At 56.0% G+C, this 19890-nt stretch carries 16 protein-coding genes; 10 read left to right on the top strand and 6 right to left on the bottom strand.

The features are described 5' to 3' along the window. Window positions 1-8: 8 nt before the first annotated feature. The 5 genes from RISK_RS16325 to RISK_RS16305 all read right to left on the bottom strand — a co-directional run bounded on the left by RISK_RS16325 (window position 9) and on the right by RISK_RS16305 (window position 8293). Window positions 9-1550, bottom strand: a complete 1542-nt coding sequence (locus RISK_RS16325; protein ID WP_173442693.1) for a DUF7133 domain-containing protein — start codon at window positions 1548-1550, stop codon at window positions 9-11. Between the two features lie 53 nt (window positions 1551-1603). Continuing rightward, window positions 1604-4054 carry a c-type cytochrome gene (locus RISK_RS16320; RefSeq protein ID WP_236696375.1) on the bottom strand — a complete coding sequence of 817 codons (2451 nt, stop codon included), beginning with the start codon at window positions 4052-4054 and terminating at the stop codon, window positions 1604-1606. A gap of 49 nt (window positions 4055-4103) precedes the next feature. Next, entirely contained in the window at window positions 4104-5552 is a 1449-nt protein-coding gene (locus RISK_RS16315) for a sulfatase family protein (protein WP_047815393.1), read from the bottom strand. A 397-nt stretch (window positions 5553-5949) separates the two neighbouring features. Continuing rightward, window positions 5950-6360: a PaaI family thioesterase gene (locus RISK_RS16310; RefSeq protein WP_047815392.1), complete on the bottom strand. Its 411-nt coding sequence runs from the start codon at window positions 6358-6360 to the stop codon at window positions 5950-5952. A gap of 82 nt (window positions 6361-6442) precedes the next feature. Continuing rightward, window positions 6443-8293, bottom strand: a complete 1851-nt coding sequence (locus tag RISK_RS16305; protein ID WP_047815391.1) for an SLC13 family permease — start codon at window positions 8291-8293, stop codon at window positions 6443-6445. Between the two features lie 258 nt (window positions 8294-8551). Here RISK_RS16305 and RISK_RS16300 point away from each other — a divergent pair, with 258 nt between their 5' ends. The 3 genes from RISK_RS16300 to RISK_RS16290 all read left to right on the top strand — a co-directional run bounded on the left by RISK_RS16300 (window position 8552) and on the right by RISK_RS16290 (window position 12201). Beyond that, complete coding sequence (locus RISK_RS16300; protein WP_047815390.1) at window positions 8552-8809, top strand: DUF3311 domain-containing protein; 258 nt, start codon at window positions 8552-8554, stop codon at window positions 8807-8809. Next, on the top strand, window positions 8806-10440 hold the full coding sequence (locus tag RISK_RS16295) for a sodium:solute symporter family protein (protein WP_047815389.1): 1635 nt from the start codon (window positions 8806-8808) through the stop codon (window positions 10438-10440). The genes RISK_RS16300 and RISK_RS16295 overlap by 4 nt, the downstream gene beginning before the upstream one ends. Before the next feature lie 762 nt (window positions 10441-11202). Beyond that, window positions 11203-12201: a DUF4886 domain-containing protein gene (locus tag RISK_RS16290; RefSeq protein WP_047815388.1), complete on the top strand. Its 999-nt coding sequence runs from the start codon at window positions 11203-11205 to the stop codon at window positions 12199-12201. 1395 nt (window positions 12202-13596) lie between these two features. Here RISK_RS16290 and RISK_RS16285 read toward each other — a convergent pair. Further along, entirely contained in the window at window positions 13597-14931 is a 1335-nt protein-coding gene (locus RISK_RS16285; protein ID WP_236696374.1) for an integron integrase, read from the bottom strand. A 624-nt stretch (window positions 14932-15555) separates the two neighbouring features. On the opposite strand from RISK_RS16285, the gene RISK_RS16280 reads away from it, so the two are divergent. From RISK_RS16280 to RISK_RS16245, 7 genes are all read left to right on the top strand, one after another. Continuing rightward, window positions 15556-15987 (top strand): hypothetical protein, encoded by a 432-nt coding sequence (locus tag RISK_RS16280; protein ID WP_150122604.1) that lies wholly within the window; start codon window positions 15556-15558, stop codon window positions 15985-15987. 586 nt (window positions 15988-16573) lie between these two features. After that, window positions 16574-17041 carry a hypothetical protein gene (locus tag RISK_RS16270; protein ID WP_047815385.1) on the top strand — a complete coding sequence of 156 codons (468 nt, stop codon included), beginning with the start codon at window positions 16574-16576 and terminating at the stop codon, window positions 17039-17041. A gap of 94 nt (window positions 17042-17135) precedes the next feature. Continuing rightward, on the top strand, window positions 17136-17537 hold the full coding sequence (locus RISK_RS31660) for a hypothetical protein (protein WP_053061214.1): 402 nt from the start codon (window positions 17136-17138) through the stop codon (window positions 17535-17537). Between the two features lie 152 nt (window positions 17538-17689). Continuing rightward, window positions 17690-18097, top strand: coding sequence for a hypothetical protein (locus RISK_RS32250; RefSeq protein ID WP_160311456.1), 408 nt, complete (start codon window positions 17690-17692; stop codon window positions 18095-18097). A gap of 89 nt (window positions 18098-18186) precedes the next feature. Then, complete coding sequence (locus RISK_RS16255) at window positions 18187-18732, top strand: hypothetical protein (protein WP_150122602.1); 546 nt, start codon at window positions 18187-18189, stop codon at window positions 18730-18732. A 142-nt stretch (window positions 18733-18874) separates the two neighbouring features. Next, entirely contained in the window at window positions 18875-19174 is a 300-nt protein-coding gene (locus RISK_RS16250) for a hypothetical protein (protein ID WP_150122601.1), read from the top strand. Between the two features lie 151 nt (window positions 19175-19325). Continuing rightward, window positions 19326-19721 (top strand): hypothetical protein, encoded by a 396-nt coding sequence (locus RISK_RS16245; RefSeq protein ID WP_047815382.1) that lies wholly within the window; start codon window positions 19326-19328, stop codon window positions 19719-19721. Window positions 19722-19890: the final 169 nt, after the last annotated feature.

The raw sequence follows: 19890 nt of genomic DNA, 5'->3' as shown, positions 1-19890 counted from the left end.
CCACCCCCTCATTCCTGCGGGATGTTGTTCAGCGTGTAGAACGCTTTGCGATGCAGCAGTGGTTGGCCGTTTTCATCCTTCACTCCGCCCGCGTCCAACTCATGCACAAACAGTTCCCGCAAGCCGTCCACCTTCAGACGAACTCGCAGACGGTCTTCTGAAACAATCGCTTCTCGAATTTTCAGATCTTGCTTCAAGACTTCGTCGCTGCCGTAGCTGGACTGATACAGGTACGTGTGACTGGCCAGTTGATATGAACCGACGTCCGATGCGGACTCGACATCCACCTGACGTGTGAAGACCAACTCGAATCCATCCGGCTTGGCTCGCATCTCTTGGATTTCAAAGGGAGTCTTGCCGGTCCACTCCAAACGCTGCAATCCATAGGACGACGTCCCCAGGCTGCTCCATCCGCGATTGGTCAGTCCCACGTAGACGCTTCCATCTTCCGCCTGTGCCATCCGCAACACCGCGGAAGCAAACCCGCGACGAAAGGGAAAACACGCGCCTTGATATTCGCCGTTGACCTTTTCCAAGAACACGCGATGCATCGACGCTTGCGTGAATTCACCGACGAACAACTGGTTCTCAAATGGGCCAAACTTGCCTCCGCTTTGATCCAACAGAATGTCTGTCGCAGACTGCCCGGCCTTCTTGTACGGGAACCAAACCGCTGGCGGTTGCATCTGCGGGAATCGTTTCAACGCTTCGGGGTACGCCAGTCCATTGGGCACTTCCTCAACGTCGTGAATGGTTGATCCCCTCAATTCCATGGACGCGAGTGATTCAGGGTGATGCGAGAACGCGCCCGGACGCATGTGATGCAGCGAGTTCGTGGCAACCCAATTGCCTTGCTGATCCGTGTAGAACATGTCCCCGTCGGCGTTGGCTCCCAAACCAGACGGCGAACGCATCCCAGCACAAACCGGGTTCAACTCTCCGCTGGAATCCAACTTCATTCCCCAACCTCGCCAAGCTGCCTGCCGGTACCCCAACGGCGCATCCGGAACGATCTTCTGAAGCTGTTCGCCCTTCAACCCCATGCCGATGTTCAAGGTCATCCAGAGGTTGCCGTCGCCATCCAACTTGGGCCCGTAAGCGTACTCGTGGTAGTGGCCCGAGACGCCCCATCCCGACGCGAGTGTGTCGTATACGTCGGCGACATCGTCACCGTCAGTGTCACGCAGTCGAGTCATCTCCGTCCGCTGAACGGTGATCAATGAGTCATCCTGTTGCAGCAACCCCAGCGGTTCGTGCAACGCGCTGGCGAAACGCTGATAGGTAACCACGCCGGACTCCTCCCCCTCGCCGGTGACCTGATCGACTCCATCGAGCAACCAAACCTCGCCCTTCCGAATCGCAACGGCCACGCGTGAGGGACTGAGAACCGCAATTCCGCTGACCTCCAAAGCGATCCCCTCGTCAGATGGCTTCCAGTTCGGGTCGCGAGAATCGGTTTGCGAGTCAGGCGTTGCAATCGAAATGATGCGGTAATAATCCTGCTCTTCATCCGCCCACGCCGAGCCGACTGCCAAAGCCAACGCCACCATTCCAATTAGACAGCGGACGAATGGCATCCGAAGTGTTCGCCACATGCTTTGATTCACCATTGGTAGACAACCTCCAACGTCTGATTCGGATTCAAATCAAGCCAAACCTCATCGTTTGACTCGACACGTGTCACACGCTGCGACTCAGACCGGTACATCGACCAACTCACTTTCAGTCCGGAAGAGCCTTGGATGGTTTGCGAATCAACGGCTTGAATCGACGTGTCTTTCAAAGCACGGAACTGCAGTCGCCCCATGTTCTCTGATCCGTTCTCTTCCAATTCAATTGTTCGCCGCAACGCTCCTTCCCTGGTCGCTTCGCAACGATCCAGAATGACAGCATCGCCCAAGCGGTATCGAAACGTTGGAACGCGTTTCGCATCAAATCGAAAACCAAGGAACTGCAGGGGCGGCGTTTCGGAATCCATTGGTTCGCGTTCATGTGACAATCGAAACTCCATTTCGGAAGCGATGGCGATCGAATCCTTGCCGAGCGGATCGATGGGGGGCGAGAAGCGTTCGAACCAGGTGCTTCGAGCATCCACAAAGTCCTCCTTCCACGCCAGCGCCAGCCGCGGTGTTTCTGCGTCGAAAGCGAAGTGGACGCCCTCCGGGAAACCAACGGCGATCGCGTGAGTTCCCACACCCTGCATGAACGTCCTCAACAGCAACGGCTTTTCGTTTGGTTTCAACTCGTAGTTCGCCGCCAACGCTTCTGCAATTTTGGGTGGAACGCCAACTCGATCCGAATGCTTGAGGTAAGACCACAACGCAGCAATCTGCTTTTCAGCGTCTCCATCCAGAACATCCGGTGACTGGCTCTTTCCATCCGGAAAAAACGATGGCATGCGAGTCCCCCGTTTTCGCCCACCAGGATCCAACAAAAACTCTCGAAACCAACTCGGGCGGATTCGATTTGTCACGCTACCCAAATCGATGCCAACCACCCCCGCAAGGGCTTGACCATCAAACACATGGCACTGGATGCAGCCGACTTGTGTCAGACGCATTCCCGTCTCTGCCAATGGCAGATGATCGGGGAACACGTCGGCATCTGACAGCGGTGATCCCTGATCGGCGGTTTCCAACGCCTTGACCAGCGGATCCACCCTTGATTTGGGGAACCTCGGCATGCGAATGGTCATGTGCGGACGCAGGCGAGTTGATGGATGCCCCTCCAAGACCTTCCGCATCCACGCGGAGTGGAGCTTGGCTCCCACCCCCGTCAATGCCGGCGGCAGGCGACCTTCATCGCCCAGGTCCGCCAGTCCAGTCGATTCAAAGTGGGCCTTTCGATAGCGGCCCACACCACCGAGTTCGTCCCGCTCATGGCAAGCGTAACAGTTCAGTTCCAGGAAACTCTGCTGAATCAATTGCTGCGGGTCATTCGCTGTTTCATCATTCGCGAACGAGGCGTTCAGGATTCCCTTGGCAAGCGTTGCCTTCTGAAAATCGTCCAAATGGAAGCGGACAGATGACTGACGTTCGGACTTCCAACAGGCCTCGGCCGAATCAAAAGAAAGCTGATCCCAGTCGGTCGCAAATTTGGATTCCTCGGCCGATCCCGTGTCATGGCAATTCGCACATTCGAGCTGCACAAACCACTGTTTCCCACGAGCCACCAATGGTTCGTGGGACGGCCCCGGTGAAACGATCTCTGGCTGCGCTGAGTCCCCATCGGCACCTTCCTTCTCAAACAAATATTCCGCGATGTCGGCGGCTTCATTCGGCGTCAACTTCAAACTTGGCATTCGACCCGAAGGACGAACGTGTTCGGGATCGTGCAAAAAGTGGGTCAGTGATTGACGGCTGTACTTCTTCGCCAGTTCCGCGTGCGGGACCGAAGGCACCTTCCGTGCAGCCGCTGCCAATCCCATGTCCTCCAGTTCTTCCGGATCCAGTTCGTCCAACAAACGGTCGACTGCGGATATCGGTGCGGAGTTCACCTGATGCTCAGGATCCGTCTCGTGGCATGCGACGCACCCCACTTCGTGATACAGCTTCCCGCCTCGAACAGCATCGCCTTTGTTCCAAAACTCATCCTCCAACGGATTGGCGCCACCCGCTTTCAACAGAGGAAATGGTTCTTGCAGCGATCCGATGAACGCAACCAGAGCCTTGATCGCCTCTTCTCGTTCAGGTTCATTCAAAGCCGCCAACACATCAGGCATCGTGGTGCCGGGTTTGGTTTGATGAGGCGACTGCAAAAACTCTTTGACCCAAGACATGCTCAACCGGGAACCCGCGGCACTCAATTTCGGACCCCCTTTCGGCGACAAATCAGTGCGATCCGAGCGGTGACAGGCAGTGCAGCTCAACTCCGTGACAAGCAACCGTGAATTTGAAACTGGATCGATCTCACCAAACCGACCAAGACGCTCCACACCGATCACAAACGGATGCATGTCGGCTGGAACGATCTCCTCGGCGTTGGAAATCGAGGCGCAGCACAACGCCAACACCATGAAGACGCAACGCCATCTTCGTCCAGCCAAATGGTTCATTCGTCTCATGCTGCAAAACTCGTCTCGTACTTTCAAAACCGATAACAACTCATTCAACTCCCAATTCAGTCGCCCACCAAATCAGATACTCCTGATCAGAAATGGCGGGGTCGAGGCCTCGTCGTTTCATGGTGCGTTCGTACCACTCCCGCTTTTCAGCCATCAGCGCATCCATGTCGACGCTCAAGCTCTCGTCGACGCCGCCCTGGTCGCCAGTCCGCTCGATCCAAGAATCCAATTCGCCACGTAGTTGCATCAACGTTTCGCTATGGCCTTGTGAAACGGCCAAATTGTTCATTTCAAATGGATCGGCCTTCAGGTCGTAAAGTTCTTCCTCCGGTCGAGTCTCCGCCATCATCAGCGAATCCCAACGTCCCTCGGCGTGCAGAACCTTCATCAACGTCTCAACCGGATAGGACAGCTTCTTGTAGCTGCTCAGTTGCAGGTATGGTTTGTCAGGATGGAAGTTGCGAATGTATTTGTATCGTTCCGTCCGAACGCTGCGGATTCGATCGGGAGCGTCCCCGCAACGATCGCGAGCGGCAAAAAGTTGTTCATGCCCCTTCCAGTCCTCTTGCAGCAAACTCTTCCCGGGCAACTCAGGCACGCTGATTCCCGCGGCCTGCAACGTCGTTGGTGCGAGATCCAACAAACTCGCCATGCCGGTTTCAACGGAAGCCCCCGCAAGTTTGGCGGGCCAACGAACGATCAAGGGCGTGTGCAGCCCGCCGTCGTACAACCACTGTTTGCCACGAACATGCGGCCGACCATGATCGCCAAAGAAGATCACCAGTGTGTTCTCGCTCAAACCTTCGGCGTCCAATCGATCGAGCACCTGCCCCACCTTTTGGTCCATCACCTCGATCGTGGCCAAGTAGTTGGACCAATCGGCTCGCGTGATCGGATGATCGGGGTAGTACGGCGGAATCGCAGCGATTGGCCGCTTGCGGTCACTCTCCACAAACGGGCGGTGTGGTTCATGAAGATGAACCTGGGCAAAGAATGGCTGCCCCGGGCTTCGCTCTGACCAATCGTAAGCGTCGAAGTGGGTCTTCTTGTCGTACAAATAGTTGACGCCGTACTTGTTGGCTTTGCGATTCCCGACTTCCCCATTGCCATGCGAAATGAAGTACCCCGCGTCTCTCATCCAATCGATTACCGTTGGAACTTGCAGTTCCTTCTTGTCCCGCGTCAGATGGTGATAGCACCCGATTGATGTCTGGTACCGGCCCGTTTGAAACGCTGATCGCGACGAAGAACACACCGGGGCGGTGCTGAATGCGTTGGCAAACCGACGACCTTGCCCTGCCAAACGGTCCAGATGGGGCGTCGCCACATCGGGATAGCCGTAACAGGCCAGTTCAGGCCCCAAATCATCGGCAATGATCCACACAACGTTGGGATGGTCATCGTTGGACTGATCGGCCCCGAAGCCGTGCGAGTTGGCTTGAAAAACAGCGCACAAGAGGGCCGCGATCAAAATCGAATGCGTTCGCATAGAGATTTGCGAGGTGGGATGGAGAGGCAGGCATGACCACGAACAAAACATCGCTTGTTCAGCTGGACACAAGAATCAGGCTAGTGGTCTGTCAGGACTTGTTTTTAGGGTAGTGGACGAGGCCACGAGTCCTGAACTGGCGTCAAATCCAAGGACTCGTGGCCTCGTCCACTACGATCAACCCTCACTTTTAGCTGTGACAGACCACTAGGAGCGACAGTCTAACACAGGTCGCCGAAGACGGTGCCCCTGGCTCCCTTCTTGTTCGGTTTTAAGCAGGTACGCCGGAATGATTGGATCAAAATGAGTGAGCCGTTTGGGCGTTGGCCCCGGTTGTGCGTGGGAACCGTGGCGAACGCCAAACGGCTCACATACCCGATGACACCTGCCTACCTGCTTATCCTCCCGCCAGCACCGTGCAGGTCGAGGACGCGGTCGCGACCAACTTTCCCTTTTCGTTTGTGATCTGACATTCCACGAACCCGATTCGCAGGCCTCGCTGGATCACGGTCGCCTTGGCCGATAGAAGACCTTCACGAACCGGACGAATGAAGCTGACTTTCATCTCAATCGTCGAAAAGTCCTCGCTGGATAGCAGTGTCCGACCGAACGCGATCCCCATCGCGGCGTCTGCTAGAGCAGACACCAAACCGCCGTGCACGCGCCCCATTGGATTGTGATGCTGGGGACCACACTGAATGTCCACGGTCGCTGTGCCCGCGTCCGGATCACCGTCCACGCACTCACTGGGATGAACTTGAAATCCAACCAATCGTGAAATGGGAGCATCTGAAAAACGTTCGCTCATCAACCCAAGCCCCCGAAAACAGAATCAGCCCAAAAATGGTAACGTGGAAACAAAACGCGGTCCCAATGGTGGAATGTCATGATCACTGATACCACCACGTCAACATTCCAATCGACACCACACCAACGAGCAGACTCAGCGGCAACCCAAATTGAATGTAGTCACGCAGTCGGTAACCACCGACACCGTACACCATTGTGTTTGTCTGATAACCAAACGGAGTCAGGAAGCTCGCCGAAGCCGCGATCATCACCGCCACCACCAACGGCATTGGATCCGTTCCAAGTTGAGCACCGGCCGTCCAGGCAATCGGGAACATCAACATGGCCGCCGCGTTGTTTGTGATCAATTCGGTGCAGATCACGGTGGCAACATAAATCGCGATCAAGGTGCCCAACGGATTTCCCTGGGCAATGCTCAACAGCCCACCAGCGATTTGCCCTGCCGCTCCGCTCTGTTCCATCGCTCGGCCAATTCCGATCGCCGAACCGATCACAATCAACACTGACCAATCGATACTGCGTCGCGCTTCCGAGGTCGTGCAACAGCGTGTCAGCACCATTGCACAGGCCGCCATCATAGCGGCACTCAAAATTGACAACCAATTCAATGCCGCCACGATCACCATCACCAACATGATCCCAAGCGCCAACGGTGCCCGTTCGTGCCGGCGAATCTCACCTCGATCGACGCTGCTCACAAGGTAGAAGTCACTGCCGCCACGTTGACGATGCATGAAGGACTTCGATGCTTCCAACAACAACACATCGCCTGGCTCAATCCGAACGTCCCCCAGCTTGCCTTCCAAACGCCGGCCACCGCGAGCAACCGCGACCACGGCGGCATTGAAATTGGAACGAAACCGTCCCTCGCGAATCGTCTTGCCAATCAAGCTGCAACGTGGACTGACGACGGCTTCCACCAACGTTCGTCGCCAAGCGGGAATCTCTAACTTGCGAGCCTGGTCACCGGGAGTGATCAAACCACGGATCTTCCGCAGGTCGACCACACTGTCCACGTCGCCGACTAAAATCAAAATGTCTTCGCCATACAGACGTTGCTCCGGTTTGGCAGGCTCGATGCGACCGTCGGCGCGCTGGACTTCGGCAACATACAAACCTGGCAGAGCACGCAACCCGGCTTCTTGCAGCGTTTTGCCCACCAACGGCCCCATCAACTCCACCTGCATCTCAACGGTGTACTTCTGGGGATCGTCACCGACACTCACCGCTGGCTTGCGTTCGGGCAACAACCACTTGGACGCCCCGATGATGTAGATCAATCCCAGGATGGTGGCCGGAATCCCAGCGATCGCCGGCGTGAAGAAACTGAGTTCCGACAGTTTCATCTCCTCGCCGGCTGCATGCGCATCGGCGACGTATTGGTTGTACTCATCACGAACCAACAGGTTCGTGCTGGTTCCCATCAACGTGCACATCCCGCCCAAAATCGCGGCGTAGGAAAGCGGCAACAGCAATCGACTGGGACTGATCGACAACCGTTTTCCCAGATCACCCACGACAGGCAACATCGCCGCGACGACAGGGGTGTTGTTCAAAAAACCGCTCAAGAGCGCGACCGGCAGTAACATCCGAATCTGGGTGTCACGGAGATTCTTGGCTTTGGAAAGCAACCATCCCGTGGCCAGCTCGGTTCCACCAGTGAGTTCCAGACCAGCGACCACTGCAAACAACAACGCGATCGTGATCAAGCCTTTGTTGCCGAATCCTGCGACCGCCTGCGTCGGATCAGGCAGCAGCGTCGTTCCAGTCAGATCCTGAACGACAACCAACACCGACAAGGCCGTCAGCGCCAAAAGATCCGTCGCCGCGGCTCGTGTCGCCAAACCAAGCAACAGCGCAATCGCGACTCCAATGGTCAGCCACATGGGCCAAACCGTCGGCCAAACCAAGGGGTCAAACAAAGATTCCATGCGGCAGAAAACGTGTTGAATGTGCCGGCGAGTTCCGCGGCAGCAGGGAGGAGGCCCGTTTCGGTCCGGACAACGCGAAACAACTGGCTCCTACAGTAATTCAAACCATGGATATCGTCGCCCCCGTGATCCCATTAGACTACTTCCCTGACAGTGGTTTGCATGCCCAGAATGACGGCATTTCTCTGCCGAACGCCATTCCGCTTCAGATTCTGCCGGTCCCACCTTCCTCCCCCGTCTCGCCTGAAACTCTCCATCATGCCCAACTCGACTGATTCGTCCGCTCCGCCTGACCGGAAAGGTCTGACAGGTGGCGCCCTCCTCATCGCCGGTTTGGTCATCGTGCTCTTGATTCTTCACCAAGACAATTGGTTGTGGACCAACGACACGTTGCTGTTCGGATTCATGCCCATCGGACTGGCGTGGCACGCCGGGATCTCGATTGCCGCCTCCTTCACGTGGTTCTTGGCGACACGAATCGCTTGGCCTCTCGATGAAGAGGAGCCACAACGATGATGCTCTTCGCAATGCACAATGGTGTCCCTCAGTTCATCATCATTCTGGTGTACTTGAGTTTGTTACTCGCGCTGGGCCTCTTCAGCAGCCGCCTGTTTCGCGGAACGAAGGAAGATTACCAAGTCGCCAGCCATTCGATCGGTCCATTCCTGCTGTTGATGAGCATGTTTGGAACGACCATGACCGCCTTCGCCCTGGTCGGCAGCAGCGGCGAAGCCTTCCGCGAAGGCATCGGCGTCTACGGCATGCTGGCCAGCAGCAGTGGGATCATCCACTCGCTGTGCTTCTTTTTGATCGGTGTCAAAGTCTGGCGGTTCGCCCGCGCCCACAACTACACCACCCAAATCGAATTCTTTCGCGACCGTTTGAACAACAACTTGGTCGGATGGCTGCTGTTCCCAATCCTGGTCGGCATGATCATCCCGTACCTGTTGGTCGGTGTGATCAGCGCCGGTGGCGTTGTCCAAGCTCTCACCGCTGGACTGGCCCCCGACATGTTCCCCGTCCCACTGGAAGGTGGCCCCGGCGGAATCGACCCGGCCGTTCACGGTGGCATTCCCGCTTGGCTCGGTTCGCTGACCATCTGCACCGTCGTTTTGGTCTACGTTTTCTTTGGCGGGATGCGAGGCACGACCTGGGCCAACACCTTCCAGACTTTGGTCTTCATGGTCTTAGGTGTCGTGACGTTCTTCGTCATTGCGAACAAACTGGGCAAACAAGACAGCTTCTTCGAAAATCTTCGCGTGCTCGGTGAATCGATTCCCGAAGAAGGCAAAACACGGGTGGCGATGAGCAAGACAAAGTTCTTCACCTACCTGATGATTCCGTTGTCGGTTGGGATGTTCCCACACCTGTTCCAACACTGGATGACGGCCAAGAAAGCCAGCACGTTCAAGCTGTCGGTCGTCTGTCACCCACTGTTCATCATGATCGTTTGGGTGCCGTGTGTTCTGGTGGGCGTTTGGGCGACCGGTGAATTGATGCCGACCAAGCCACCACTGCCACGATTGCCCGGTGGCGACATTGTGGATGCGAACAAGGTGTTGCCATTCTTGGTCAAGACTCAGACCGCACCCATCCTCGGTGGCTTTTTGGCCGCGGGAATCTTGGCCGCGATCATGTCCAGCCTGGACAGTCAATTCCTGTGCATCGGAACAATGTTCAACAACGACGTGGTCAACCACACCTTCGGTGAAGACCGTTTCTCGGACAAACAACAAGTCCTCTTCACACGATTGTTCATCGTCGGAATCGTGGCCATCACGTACCTTCTCAGCCTCGGCAACGTTCGCAGTGTGTTTGCCCTGGGAGTCTGGTGTTTCAGCGGATTCAGCGCGTTGTTCCCGTTGGTTGTGGCCGCGCTCTACTGGCGAGGCCTCACCGCATCGGGTGCAATCGCCGGTATTTTGGCCGCCATCACCAGTTGGTCGTATCTCTTCTACCAAGGCACCTTGGACCCAGAGGGTTTGAGCAAGTACGTCTTGCGTCTGCCGTTTGGTGGCGAGACTTACGAAGTGATGCCCGTTGTCGCGATGGTGCTCAGCACCCTGATTGCGATGGTCGTGGTTTCCATGGTGACGCCCAAGCCACCGAAAGAAACCCTGGCAAAGTTCTTCCCAGACCAGGCTTGATTCCAGGCCTGACAGTCAATTTGCAAAAAGGTCGTGCAGTTTTAAAGTGCTGCATTGCCGGGCGATTCTCATCACCCTCCCTCTGGGAGGGCCGAGCGAAGCGAGGGGAGGGTCGAGTATCGGATCCAGCGCGCAACCCTCCCCAGCCCGAAGCGGGCCGCCCCTACCAAAGGGCGAGTGAATGAAAACCGCACGACCTTCAAGTTGTTTTGTTCTGGCCTACGAGTGCAATCCAGGAACAAAATTGGCATCCGCAATCAAAACGCCAATGGTGACGGCTTTTCGACTCAATCGTCAACGACGTTTCAACACAGGGAGGATGTGCACTCTTGCACGCCAGAGTCTGCCAAGCCCCCATCACAACCCGACGCGTGAGCGAGGGACTCCCCCAACTCCCACAACGGACCCATCCGGGACGAAACCCAGACGCCAGCCACCCTTTGTTTTTGAATCCAAAGCGGCGTCACCCCCAAACATTGCACAACCGAGCGTTCACCTGGGCTGATGAAAATGTTGGCAGGGCGGTAAGTGTGCGAACTGAATGCAACTCATTGAAAAGGTTAAGTTGACAATTGAAAAATGCAAAATGATGCGACTTCATCCGCGCATTCCGGCATTTTACAACTGTCAATTTACACTTTCGCTTTTTCAATAGCGACAAGCGCCGTATCAATACCATTCGTCGGAAACCGCCCTCCGACTTCAAGTACCATAGGCGGCCCCGCCCCACCTTCCCACCAACTCCAGAGGAATGCCCCCACCATGTTCCGACCGATTTTCTTCGTTTGTCTTTTCACGTTGATTTCATTGAACGCTGGGCCGTCATCCTTCGCTGACTCACCTGAGCAACCTGCCCACGACAGTCCAAAACACGTTCGCATTCTGACGATCGGCAACAGCTTCACTCACAACGCGACTCGGTTCTTGGACGAGGTGGTCGAAGCAGGCGGGCACAAGCTGACTCACACAATGCTCTCCATCGGTGGGTCACCTTTGGAGTTGCACGCGAAGAAAGCATTGGCGTTCGAGAACGATCCCACTGCGGCGTCCGCCAAATACAGCAACGGCAACACCCTGCAGGAAGCGCTGCGGAGCGAACCGTGGGACTTCGTCACGATTCAGCAAGTCAGCTTCAAAAGCCATGACGTCCAGACCTACCGCCCGTACGCCCAACAACTCGCGGAGATCATTCGTCGCGAGGCGCCGCAAGCCAAGTTGCTGGTGCATCAAACCTGGGCGTATCGCAGCGACGACCCGCGATTCAATCGATCGAAACCCGCTGCGGGTGAACCGGGCACTCAACAAGCCATGTACGAAGGGCTTAGCGAAGCCTACCAAACGATCACAGCCGAATTAGCCGCCAATCGAATCCCAGTCGGCGACGCGTTCTGGATCGCCGACAACGATCCGAAATTCGGATACCAACCACCCGAAGACTTCGACGCCCAGTCACTCGAGTACCCAAGTCTTCCGGAGCAAACTCACTCTTTGCATGCTGGGTACAGTTGGAACAAATCCAAGGAAAAACCTCAACTGAAAATGGACGGCCACCACGCCAACCTTGCCGGCGAATACTTGGGCGCGTGCGTGTGGTTTGAATGCTTGTACGGCGAGAGCCCGATCGGCAACGAATTCGTGCCCAACCAACTGGGCGCCGAGTACGCCGCGCACTTGCAAACGATCGCCAACCAAGCCGCCCAACAAGGCGGCGATGTCGTCCACGGCGTCGCCAAATCACGGAGTGCCGCCGAAAAGGATTGAGAGCGTCCCCAGCAAGATTTCCGCGGCAGGACGTCCAGCCAAAGAACCAATCCACCCTCCTGGCAGGAGGGTCGAGCGAAGCGAGGGGAGGTCGAACCCAAACACCTCAGTCAATTGAAAAAGTCAAATTGACAATTGCAAATTGCAAAAGGACTTGCCACTCCCCTGTTCAACAGCGCCGCGCCAGCAAGTCGGTCGCTCGTAGGCCACGTCCCACCTGGCACTGGTTCTGTGTCAAACCACACCACCCTCGCGATGAAAGGTGCCCTGGACGCTCCTCGTGGTAGCTGGATTCGCCAGAATTCAGATATGACGATTGGTGCGTCTCCCACTTCTCAATGCCCCGTCGCATCAACCACCTCCAACAACCTTGCGACGGACGCGTTGCCGCTCGTAGGCCAGGTCCCACCTGGCACTGGTTCTATGTCAAACAACACCACCCTCGCGATGAAAGGTGCTCTGGACGCTCCTCGCGGTAGCTGGATTCGCCAGAATTCAGATATGACGATTAGTGGGTCTCCCACTTCTCAATGCCCCCATCGCATCAACCACCTCCAACAACCTTGCGACGGACGCGTTGTCGCTCGTAGGCCAGGTCCCACCTGGCACTGGATCTGTGTCAAACAACACCACCCTCGCGATGAAAGGTGCCCTGGACGCTCCTCGCGGTAGCTGGATTCGCCAGAATTCAGATGTGACGATTGGTGCGTCTTCCACTTCTCAAGGCCCCTGTCGCATCAACCACCTCCAACAACCTTGCGACGGACGCATTGCCGCTCGTAGGCCAGGTCCCACCTGGCACTGGTTCTGTGTCAAACAACTCCACCCTCGCGATGAAAGGTGCCCTAAACGCTCCTCGTGGTAGCTGGATTCGCCAGAATTCAGATATGACGATTGGTGCGTCTCCCACTTCTCAATGCCCCCATCGCATCAACCACCTCCAACAACCTTGTGACGGACGCGTTGTCGCTCGTAGGCCAGGTCCCACCTGGCACTGGTTCTTTGGCGACGCTCGAAAAACAAATGGTGGCTGGCGTTTGGTTTTCGCCCCGGATGGGGCCGTCGTGCTTAGCTCGGGGCGGAAGCCCCGAGAGACCGATGCCGAAAAACAAGCGGTCGCCCCGGATGGGGCCGTCGTAGAAGTTGGGGTGGCATCCCTCGCTCACGCGTCGCGTTGTGATGGGCACTCTTGCCCGTCGGAGTTTTGAATGTCGGCCAAGAACGGCCACCCTAAAACAAACTCGACGAGTCCAAACGGAACGGGTCGGAAAGGGAGCGTCCAGCCGAAGAACCAATTCACCCTCCTGGCAGGAGGGTCGAGCGAAGCGAGGGGAGGTCGAACGCAAACACCCCCGTCCATTGAAAACGACACCGTGGTCATTGCAACCAGCCGTCTCACCCCGCCTCAGCCGAGTCCCCCTCTTGCACCAACCGGTCCAACGGACTGACCACCTTCGACTCGTTCGGATTCCGCACGTGGGTGTAAATCTCCGTCGTCTTCACATCGTTGTGCCCCAGCAACTGCTGGATCTGACGGATGTCGGTTCCCTGCCACAACAGATGCGTCGCAAAACAATGGCGAAACGTGTGGCTCGTCACATGCTTCAAAATCCCCGCCTGCTCCACCGCCCGTCGCAAGTGAGTCGGGAACGTGCTGGAATGCAAGTGATGACGGTGAATCCGGCCGGTTCTCGGATCCCGAGACAATCGGTGCGACGCAAACAGATACTGCCACTTCAGTTCACGATGCGCCGACGGATACTTCCGGTCCAACGCATACGGCAGATACACCGAGGCCGTGCCGTTGGCCAAATCATGTTCGTGCAAAGCCTCGCGAGTCTTAACAAAACGCCGCAGCGGTTCAATCAAATCATCTGGCATCGGAACCAATCGACTCTTGTTGCCCTTGGACTGACGAATCTCGATTTGCTTGTTCGCGAAATCAATGTCCTTGACCCGCAACCGATGCGCCTCACTGATCCTCATCCCGCAACCATACAGCAACTTCGCGATCACCAGATACACGCCCTCGAGTCCCTCGAACACTTGGCCGACCTCACCAGGTGACATCACCGTGGGGGCCATCGAATCCTTGTTCGCACGGATCGCTTCGATCTTCCCCATCTCCCGCTTCAGCACCAATTCGAAGAACTTCAGCAAAGAATGAAAAGCCTGATTCTGCGTCGACGGAGAAACGTTGCCATCAACCGCCAAATCCGTCAGGTGAGCCTCCACGTCAGAAGCGTGAATCCGGTCGAAATCCGCCAGACAATTCAGCCCACGATCCGCCATGAACGCCTTCAGTTTGGTCACATAGCTGCGTTCGGTCGCGATCGCCATGCCGGCTCGACGCATCGAGCGACGGAACTCCTGAATCGCATCCATCTCATTGGGATTGATTTTGCCGACCACATCATCGATCGAATCCAACCCGCCCGTCTTGGCTTGCTCGATCAGGATGATCTCCCCCATCTTTTTCTTCAGCGGCAGCAGGTCGTCCACCTCTCGACGCTGGATCGTTTCACGGTACTGAACCAAGCCCTCGATGATCTTCATCCGCTTCCAAGCCGGCACCTCCGCATCGCGACGTGATTGAAGGAACGCAATCACATCATCGGCCGAGAACGCCCAATCCGGTTCCGTCTTCCGCCGGTGGAATTGGCAAAGCTTTTGAAACCAAATCTTCGCCCAACGTTGCTTCTGCTCAGCACTCGCCGGCTTCGAATACATCCCCATCCAAACTCAGCTCCCGCACGTCAACCGTGCCATCCAATTTGTGTCCTCCAACCTGCCACCTCAGCAAGTCGCTCACCCGTCGTTCTGCAACCCAAGTGGCTTAGGCTTCCAGCCTGAGAATCCTCCCTCCCAACCCGCTGCACAAGCGACGCGTGAACAACAAGTCACAATGTTAGCGGTGTGTCGCAAGCCGCCCGGTGAGGAACCGGAGGGCTCGCGCCCTTCCGCCTTGCGTGAACAAACTAGGCGGGAAACTCGCTGAAACCACCGCTCAAAGCGTGCGTTTTTGTTCACCGGGTGCCAAAAATGCTTGCAAGCGGGATCCGGATCCCCAACAATAAGACGGGAATTCCACTGGACACTTTCGCGAGCATCAAAGGATGTAGCCCTTGGACTCGCGTTCGCCGTCATCTTGTCAGTTGAGATCAATGAGAGGGCGCAACGTCTTGGAAGCGTCTCGGTGAGAACAAGTCACCCACGTGGACGAAGTCCGCGCCAACTGATGAGAACAAGTGCTCGGAAGGCGACTTATTCCCACCGGCAAACAGTGTAGAATAAACCTCACCACTTATTCCCACCTGTCCAACAGGTGATAAACAAGTTCGCCGTGCTAAATGCATGCAAAGCAAACATAACCCGTACGAAGCATCGCAGAAGAGTCAGGCGGACGAGTCATGCACTCCTTCATTTGCGACCTGTCTTTTCATCTTTTTGGCGTTTGCCTTCACCGGCCTCGTTCTCGGATCGTTCGTTTCAGTACACGTTGGAGATGCGTGGTATCCTGACGATGCCGACGGCGACTACACCAGCCACACGATTGCTGCCGTCATGTCCAGCCCTATCGCCATGACGTTTGGTTTGTTTCCGAGCCTAGGATTTTACGGACCTTTGCACGGCTCGCTGATGCTATTGGGTATGCTGCTGACGACGGTCGGCACTTGGTTGCACTTCTGTTCACGCAGATTCGTGTTTGCTTGGATCGTTTTCATCGGCATGATACTATGGTCCCATAACAATCACTTGGCTTTCGCCGCAATAATGTCCGTGTAGATCGGCGAACCATGACATGCACGGGAGGACGGCTTGCGTGTTTTTTGAAGTGGAAGGCCTTTCGTCCGTCCCCCGTGATGTCCGCCGTTATCCCACTGTAATCCTCGCCGGCCACACGGTGTCCATATGAGCCACGCCCAGGACGTAATGAAGCTGCGGAAGCTCACCGGCCTTGGTGTCCTTCAGTGTAAGTTCATGCTTGACGATGCTGGTTCTCTGGACGTCGCGATTAAACGCATTGAAGACCGGGTCGCCCCGATCCCCTTTGTATCCTACAGTGGGATCTGTCCTGAATGCGGTGCCGGCCATCGTAGCGGGACCCAGATTGACTGCCCAAACTGCGACTGGGTTCGCGTTGCTCCAAATGATCGCACGAAGTGGGATACGGTCGGGCGGTGTCCGTCGTGCGGGTTCGCGTACCGCTGGGACGGTACGGTTTGCTCGCATTGTGGCCACGACGCGGCAGAGTGACGGGGCGCATAATCGGGGATAACCATGTGATTCACACGAAGCACGGCGTAGCGATTTTACAAATGGTGACCACATGGGCCGTGCTCGGTGATCACCGCCGTTACCCGACTGAGATATGACTCCAGCACTGAACGCATTCCTTGAGCGTTTTGCAGAACTTGGAGGTGACGCTAACGGCTGGCTGCAAACCGAGTCGCGGTATCCAACCCTAACCCTTCCCGCCAAACACAAGGATGTTGGACCGCTTTGCATCGACGACAACGGCGACGAACTGACGCTCGAAGTTGGCACCAAACACCACACGCACTTCTCAGGCTACAACTATGACGGCGATTCGGACGATTCGCGGCTTCTTGCTGCGGCTCACGATGCTGCCCGTTTTGCAATCGACGTGATTGCCGATCGCGTGTGCATTACAACTGACTATCTCGATGATCGGTGCATTGGCTCCTCACACTTTTACCTTGACGCGGAAAATGTGACGGCGGATACTGTCCGTGATTCACTGATTGGCGTTCGCAGTGGCAATATACGTTCGGATCGCTTCCTCTGGTCTTCCCCGCTGCAGGTAAACGGCGGGTAACCATGCCGTGCACCGGAGCGGCGTCAGCGTGTTTCCTGATGGTTAGTTTTACTCTCGCCGCCCGGTGACGGCGGACGTTCCCCGACTGAAGATCATGACGCAACCTGTTCACAGCTGCATGACGAAGGCTATCATCGCCGACGGCAACCAGTTGGAAACGGGGCCGCAATGGATCACCTCGCGACGTGCTAGACTTCGTCTCTTCGATGACCACTTGGTTTGCGGCGACTGGACCGTTCACTACGAGGACATACGCGAAGCCGTACTCGCGTCGTTTCGCTCGCCAATTCTTCGCATACCTGGCTACGTTCTTTCCGCTCGCACCGACGACCACACTTATCACTTCGGGTTGAATGGATGGCGATACTGGAAGGGTGATCTGCCCTTTCCTGTGAAACGAGCAAACACGCGACTGCGGATGTCTTGGCTTTCGATGGTGGCAAGGGCTATACTCATCGGGTACGTCGCGTATGCGGTTTGGCGATGGGCAACCTAACATCGATCCCGAAAAGAGCGGGGAACCATCGGATGCACCCGAGTCGGCGAGTCGGGCGTTTTGACAATGGGAAATTGCTCGCGCCGACCGGGTGATCCGCAACGTTCTGCGATTGAGTGACTGCAATAATGTGCACCTGCGGTTGGCTCGCAATGATGGTCAATGACCAATCGACGCCGTTTTCATACTCCGATGACAGCGGGTTCTTTGTTCAGGGGGCTGAGCGCACACAATACCCTATTCACCATTGCCCTTGGTGCGCTGAACCGCTGCCCAACCGCGTCGCAGAAGGGCCGATTGCACCTACGCATGAATATGCTCGCGTTTTCGAAAACGCATCAAAAATTCAGAAGCCTGCAGAGTGCTACGAGGAATTCGGCAAACCTGACTACGACAAGCCTTTTCCCGACGACAGGGGAATGCCAACAGACTTGCGGAACATTGAGTACTACAACATCTCTGATTGGTATACGTTAGAATTCTACTTCCAAGACCCAGACTACAAACGGTTCGCAATTCACGCGAAGCCAATTCCGCTTCGCACGAACGCAGAACCATGACATGCACGTGAGGACGGCTTGCGCGGTTTTTGAAGTGGAAAGTCTTTCGTCCGTCCCACGTGATGTCTACCGTTATCCGACTGGAAATCATGAAACATCTTCTCGTTTCGTTTATCGTTGTCATCGCGGCATTGTTTGTTCCAAATGCAGGCGAGGCCGGTGGCCCGCCGAAACAGGGTCGAACCGTCGCACCGGAGATAGTCGCTGGCTTGCCTCGCTTTGACCGTGCTGAGGTCTACTCGCTGAAACAGAAACCTGGCTTCGCCGCGCTTCACAAGCAACCTGCACCAGATCGTTTTCCGGTACGTCCGTATGACGCGTTCGCCGAGATAGGCGACCGAACAACCCTGGACAATGAACAATCTGAGCAATTTGTCAAAACCTGGGAGCGATTGAACTTCGAGAGATATGCTGGGGCGATGTGTCACTATCCCGTCTACGGCTTGCGCTTCTACAACGGGGACGAACTTGTCTTTGAAACCACGATTTGCTGGAAGTGCCGTAACTTCTACTTTTATGATGAAGCTGATGAAAAGTATCGTTGGCACGGGTTTCAACCCAACGAAGCCTCGAAATCGTTGCTTGCTTACCTCCGGTCGGTGCTTCCGCATCCGGATCTCCCTGAAAACGGATAACCATTCCGATGCACGGGAGCGGCGAAGTCGCGTTTTTGACAATTGAGAATCTCTCGTCGCCGCCCCGTGATCGGTGACGTTCCCCGACTGAAATCCTTGGCTAGCAACGATCACTTTGGAATCTGAACACTCGCATCCAATCGTGCGACGAGCACTCGCATTCACAGCGACGCTGCAATGGGAAAACCCAGCCGTGCTCGATGCCAAACCGGCAGACGAGGAGATTGTTGCAACTTATGGCACACCCGGGCACGCGGACTACATGGCGGTCACAATCGAAGTGCGATGGTCGGCCTCCGCACGCGAACGTATACTTGCTACTTCAAACGCTGCTGATCAACCTGACATTGAACGATTGCTTGATTCGCCGATGACGGTGGTGGTGACCTGTAGCCAAACCGATGTAATTCACCATCACTTCCCCGGAGTTGACCTCGACTGATTCACACCCAGATTGGCGGGGAACAATCGCGTGCACCCGAGTACGCGAGTTGGGCGTTTTGAAATTGAGAATCTAACGCGCGTACCGGGTGACGCGTGACGTTATTCGATTGACGTGACTCACATCCAAAGCAGTTCCAACGTTGTCCTTAATGGAAAGCAAATCATCACTCACGTTGCTCGCGATCGTCATCGCGTTCACGCTGGCCCTGGTTGGTCTCTGCGCAAACTGGGACCGTATTGGCCTCGTCGCGCCATTCGGCGACGCGGACCTTGCTCCGTTCATCTTTATTCCACTGCTGTTGGCGTCGCTCTACGCGGCGGTTCGCTGGTTCGGATTTAAGCCGTCTATGCCAACCGTCGCGATTCGGTTTGCCTCACTATTTGCGCTCTCCACCTGCATTCTTGTTGTCACACTACTCCCCGCGGAACCGCCGACCAAACTGATTGTTTCTTCGATGCTTGTTGCAATCACCATCGTTTTGCAAATCACGATCTCACGCGATTGGTTTCCCAGTGCACCTAGAAAACGGGAGAGCGGCGAATAACAATGCGATGCACGACGAGTCGCCGAGCCATGGTTTTCGAAGTGGTCGATCGATCGCGGCGACCGCGTGATCGCCAACGTTACCCGACTAAACCATGAGTGACACGTCGATTTTCATCTGGTTGATTGCAGTCGCCGTGGGCGTCCTCGGGTGTATCCCCTGGTTGATC

It is taken from the genome of Rhodopirellula islandica (assembly GCF_001027925.1).
GTDB classification, from domain to species: domain Bacteria; phylum Planctomycetota; class Planctomycetia; order Pirellulales; family Pirellulaceae; genus Rhodopirellula; species Rhodopirellula islandica.
This window is presented reverse-complemented; position numbering and strand designations above follow the sequence as displayed.